The organism is Kribbella sp. (genome assembly GCF_035655035.1).
In the GTDB taxonomy this organism is placed as follows: domain Bacteria; phylum Actinomycetota; class Actinomycetes; order Propionibacteriales; family Kribbellaceae; genus Kribbella.
The window spans coordinates 1-3,772 of the sequence record NZ_DASRVN010000506.1 but is presented as its reverse complement, the minus strand read 5'-3'; the positions used below and the strand labels follow the sequence as shown (position 1 = coordinate 3,772).

The following is a 3,772-nucleotide window of genomic DNA, read 5'->3' as shown; positions in this document are numbered from 1 at the left end:
TGGGGAGGGTGGGGTGGCTGTGGGGTGGTGTGCGGTGGCGCCGCGGGTGGGGTATGCGAGGTTGCTTCGGGACTACCGGATTCCGTGGTTGGGGCGGGACGAGGACAAGGGTGACGGCTCGGTGTGGGCGGTGACCTGTTTTGTGACTCGGGTTGGGTATCGGCGGCGGGGGATCAGTCGGCTGCTGGCATCGGCCGCGGTGGAGTTCGCCCGTGAACGTGGGGCGCGTGCCATCGAGGGGTATCCGGATCTGGTGGACGGTGGATCGGTGGGGAGTCTCGCGACGTTCGCCGACGCCGGATTCGCCGAGGTGAGCCGGCCGGGCAATCGCCGAGTCGTCATGCGGATCGACTTCTGAGCCCTTCGAGGACCTGCAGGTAGTGCGGGTTGGTCATGATGCCGAGCAGGTTGCCGAACGGGTCCACGACCGAGGCGGTCCGGAAGCCCGTGTTGTTGCCTCGCTCAACGATGCCCTCGTTGACGGTCGCCCCCAGCTCGAGCAGCCGGGCGAGGGTGGCCTCCAGGTCGTCGACGTGCCAGTACATGATCGCGCCGGCCGCCGCCCCGACCTGATGGGTCGCGTACTTGGCATCGATGATCCCCAGTTCGGCCTGCAGGTCCCCGAGCCGGAACTCGACGTACGCCGGGTCCTCCGCGCTCGGCACGGCGTAGTACGCCTCGACGCCCAGCACCTTCTCGTACCAGTCCCGCGCTGCTTTGACGTCGGCGGCGTAGAAGCTGACGGTGGCAAGTCCTCGCAACATCGTGGTGGTCCTCTCGCAGGTCTTCCTGGTTGACGACCACCACGATTCCAGCCAAAGTGCTCACCGAGTGAGCACTTTGTTCAGTCGGTCTGGGTGATCTTGCGGAGGCCGCGGGGCGCGTCCGGGTCGAGGCCGAGCTTGCGGGCCAGGAGCTCGATGGCGCGCTGGGCGGGGATGACCAGTGCGAGCGGCGCGAGCGTCTCGGGGAGGTCCGGGCCCGCCAGGTTCACATCGCAGCGGGACGCGAACGTCGGGTCGCCGCCGATGCCGAGGATCTTGCTGCCCTTCTCCCGGACCAGGCCGGCCAGCTCGGTCATGCCGGGCAGTGCGGGGCCTTCGCCGGCCGCGACCAGGATCGTCACCAGGTCGGAGTCGACGACCGCGATCGGACCGTGCTTGAGGTCGGCGTACGAGAGTCCGCGAACCGGCTGCAAGCAGGTCTCCTCGAGCTTCAGCGCCACCTCGAGCGTGGTGCCGAACGTCAGCCCCCGTCCGCTCGCGAGCACGTCGTGCGCTCCGGTCAGCAGATCCGCCGCCGCTTCGACGGACCCGGACAGCATCTTGGTCGCCGCGTCCGGAACCCGGGCAATGTCCGCGTCCAGCATTCCTGGTCGCGGCGCCAGCGCGTCCACCGCGACCGTGATCGCGGCCAGCTGGGTGGTGTACGTCTTGGTGGCCGGTACGGCGAGCTCCTTGCCCGCCTGCGTGACCAGCGTGACGTCGGCCGTCGACGCGAGCGGGCTGTTGCCGTCGTTCGTGATGCCGACGATCGCGGCGCCGTTGCGCTTGGCCCATTCGGCCGTGTCGACGATCTCCTGGGTGGCACCCGATTGGCTGACAGCGACGACCAGCGAGTTCGAGAGGTCGAGGTTCGCGCCGTACAGCGTGGCCACCGACGGCGCGGCCAGCGACGCCTGCCGGCCGGCGTGGATCTCGGTCAGGTACCGGCCGTAGACGCCCGCGTTGTCGGAGGAGCCGCGGGCCACGAAGATCACGTTCCGGCGTCCGGCGGCCAGCCGGGTGATGTCGTGCCGCAGCGGCAGCACGTGCTCGAACGTCGCCGCCAGCGCGGCCGGCTGCTCGGCGATCTCGCGCGCCATCTGGGTTTCCGGAGCGGGGACAGACACCACTACGATCACTGGTCCTATCTGGTCTTAACAGGTATGCTGCGCACGATAGCAGTGAGCGGCGCCCCGGGGCACCCCCGAGGTCCGTCCAGGTCTGGAGGATCGAGATTCCATGGTGGCGACCAAGCGGGCCCAGGTCCGATCGGTGCTGGAACGGCTGATCGACGTCGAGCTGCATCCCGGGGACCCGATCCCCTCCGAGCGCGCACTGGTTGACAAACTGAACGTCTCCCGGGTGACTGTCCGGCAGGCGATCAGCGACCTGGTCGAGTCCGGCGCCCTGGAACGGGTGCACGGCAAGGGGACCTTCGTCACGGGCCCTCAAGTCGACTCTCAGTTGCACCTGACCTCGTTCTCCCGGGAGATGCGGGCCCGCGGGCTCGAGCCCGGGACCGTGGTGCTGTCGGCGAGCGAGATCGAGGCCTCCGACGAGACCGCCAAGGGCCTGCGCGTCGCCAAGGGTACGAAGGTGATCCGGGTCGAACGGCTCCGGACCGCCGACGCCTCGCCGATGGCGTACGAGGTCGGCTACTACCCGTCCGCGCTCTTCCCCGGCCTGCTCGGCCGCGAGCTCGGCACCCTGTACGACGTCTTCGCGAGTGAGTACGACGTCGTCGTCACCTCCGGTGAGCAGACCGTCCGGGCGGACAACGCCGACGGTCACGTCGCCCGGGTGCTCGGCGTGGCCCGGCGGGCACCCCTGCTGGTCCTCGAGCGCACCACGTTCGCCGGCCGCAAGGTCGTCGAGCTGTCCTGGTCGGCGTACCGCGCCGACCGCTACCGGCTGCACATGGCCCTGACTCCGCGCGGCCCGCGAACCGGGTCCGCCTGACCGACGCCGGTGCGCCCTCCGTCCCCGGAGGACACCGGGAAGCCATGAACTGGATCGATCCTGTTCACCAACTGGTCTGCATCCCTGGCGATCGCTCCCCGGCCACCGGGCCGGTTCGCCAGGTGGGCCGCCGGTCACGATGAAGTGCCCGGCGGCAATACTGGAGCTGAACCCACAAGAACAGTGTTGTGAGGAGTACCGCGAGACATGCCTATTGCAACCCCTGAGGTCTACGCCGAGATGCTGGACAAGGCCAAGCAGAACCGCTTCGCCTACCCGGCCATCAATGTCAGCTCCTCGCAGACGCTGAACGCCGCGATCCGCGGTTTCGCCGAGGCGGGCTCGGACGGCATCATCCAGGTCTCCACCGGTGGTGCGGACTACCTGTCCGGGCCGACCGTGAAGAACATGGTGTCCGGCTCCGTGGCGCTGGCCGCCTACGCGCACGAGGTCGCCAAGAACTACCCGGTGAACATCGCGCTGCACACCGACCACTGCCCGAAGGACAAGCTGGACGGCTTCGTCCGGCCGCTGCTGGAGATCTCCGCCGAGCGCGTCAAGCGCGGGGAGAACCCGCTGTTCCAGTCGCACATGTGGGACGGCTCGGCGGTGCCGCTGACCGAGAACCTGGAGATCGCCAAGGAGCTGCTGGCCAAGGCGGCCGCGGCGAAGATCGTCCTGGAGATCGAGGTCGGCGTCGTCGGCGGCGAGGAGGACGGTGTCGCCAACGAGATCAACGAGAAGCTCTACACCACGGTCGAGGACGGCCTGGCCACGGTCGAGGCACTCGGTACCGGCGAGAACGGCCGCTACCTGACCGCGCTGACCTTCGGCAACGTGCACGGCGTCTACAAGCCGGGCTCGGTCAAGCTGCGCCCGGAGATCCTGGCCGAGATCCAGGACCAGGTCGGCGCCAAGGTCGGCAAGGAGCGCCCGTTCGACCTGGTGTTCCACGGTGGTTCCGGCTCGACGCTGGAGGAGATCCGGGCCGCGGTCGACAACGGCGTCATCAAGATGAACGTCGACACCGACACGCAGTACGCGTTCAC

5 protein-coding genes are annotated in these 3,772 nt (G+C 68.8%); 3 read left to right on the top strand and 2 right to left on the bottom strand.

The annotated features are described in order from the left end of the window. On the top strand, positions 1-358 hold a 358-nt coding region (locus VFF46_RS27685; RefSeq protein WP_325040158.1), incomplete at its 5' end, for a GNAT family N-acetyltransferase. Here the strand turns inward: VFF46_RS27685 and VFF46_RS27680 are convergent. Beyond that, positions 339-764 carry a VOC family protein gene (locus tag VFF46_RS27680; RefSeq protein WP_325040157.1) on the bottom strand — a complete coding sequence of 142 codons (426 nt, stop codon included), beginning with the start codon at positions 762-764 and terminating at the stop codon, positions 339-341. The genes VFF46_RS27685 and VFF46_RS27680 overlap by 20 nt on opposite strands. An 80-nt stretch (positions 765-844) precedes the next feature. Beyond that, positions 845-1,864 (bottom strand): SIS domain-containing protein, encoded by a 1,020-nt coding sequence (locus VFF46_RS27675; RefSeq protein ID WP_325040156.1) that lies wholly within the window; start codon positions 1,862-1,864, stop codon positions 845-847. A gap of 139 nt (positions 1,865-2,003) precedes the next feature. On the opposite strand from VFF46_RS27675, the gene VFF46_RS27670 reads away from it, so the two are divergent. Then, positions 2,004-2,723, top strand: coding sequence for a GntR family transcriptional regulator (locus VFF46_RS27670; protein ID WP_130388014.1), 720 nt, complete (start codon positions 2,004-2,006; stop codon positions 2,721-2,723). 207 nt (positions 2,724-2,930) lie between these two features. Next, a partial coding sequence (gene fbaA, locus VFF46_RS27665) for a class II fructose-bisphosphate aldolase (protein WP_325040155.1) occupies positions 2,931-3,772 on the top strand: 842 nt, incomplete at its 3' end.

Bases quoted from the DNA above. Each gene is read 5' to 3' on its own strand.
- VFF46_RS27680 (WP_325040157.1), bottom strand. From the start codon at position 764: ATGTTGCGAGGACTTGCCACCGTCAGCTTCTACGCCGCCGACGTCAAA.
- VFF46_RS27675 (WP_325040156.1), bottom strand. From the start codon at position 1,864: ATGGCGCGCGAGATCGCCGAGCAGCCGGCCGCGCTGGCGGCGACGTTC.
- VFF46_RS27670 (WP_130388014.1), top strand. From the start codon at position 2,004: ATGGTGGCGACCAAGCGGGCCCAGGTCCGATCGGTGCTGGAACGGCTG.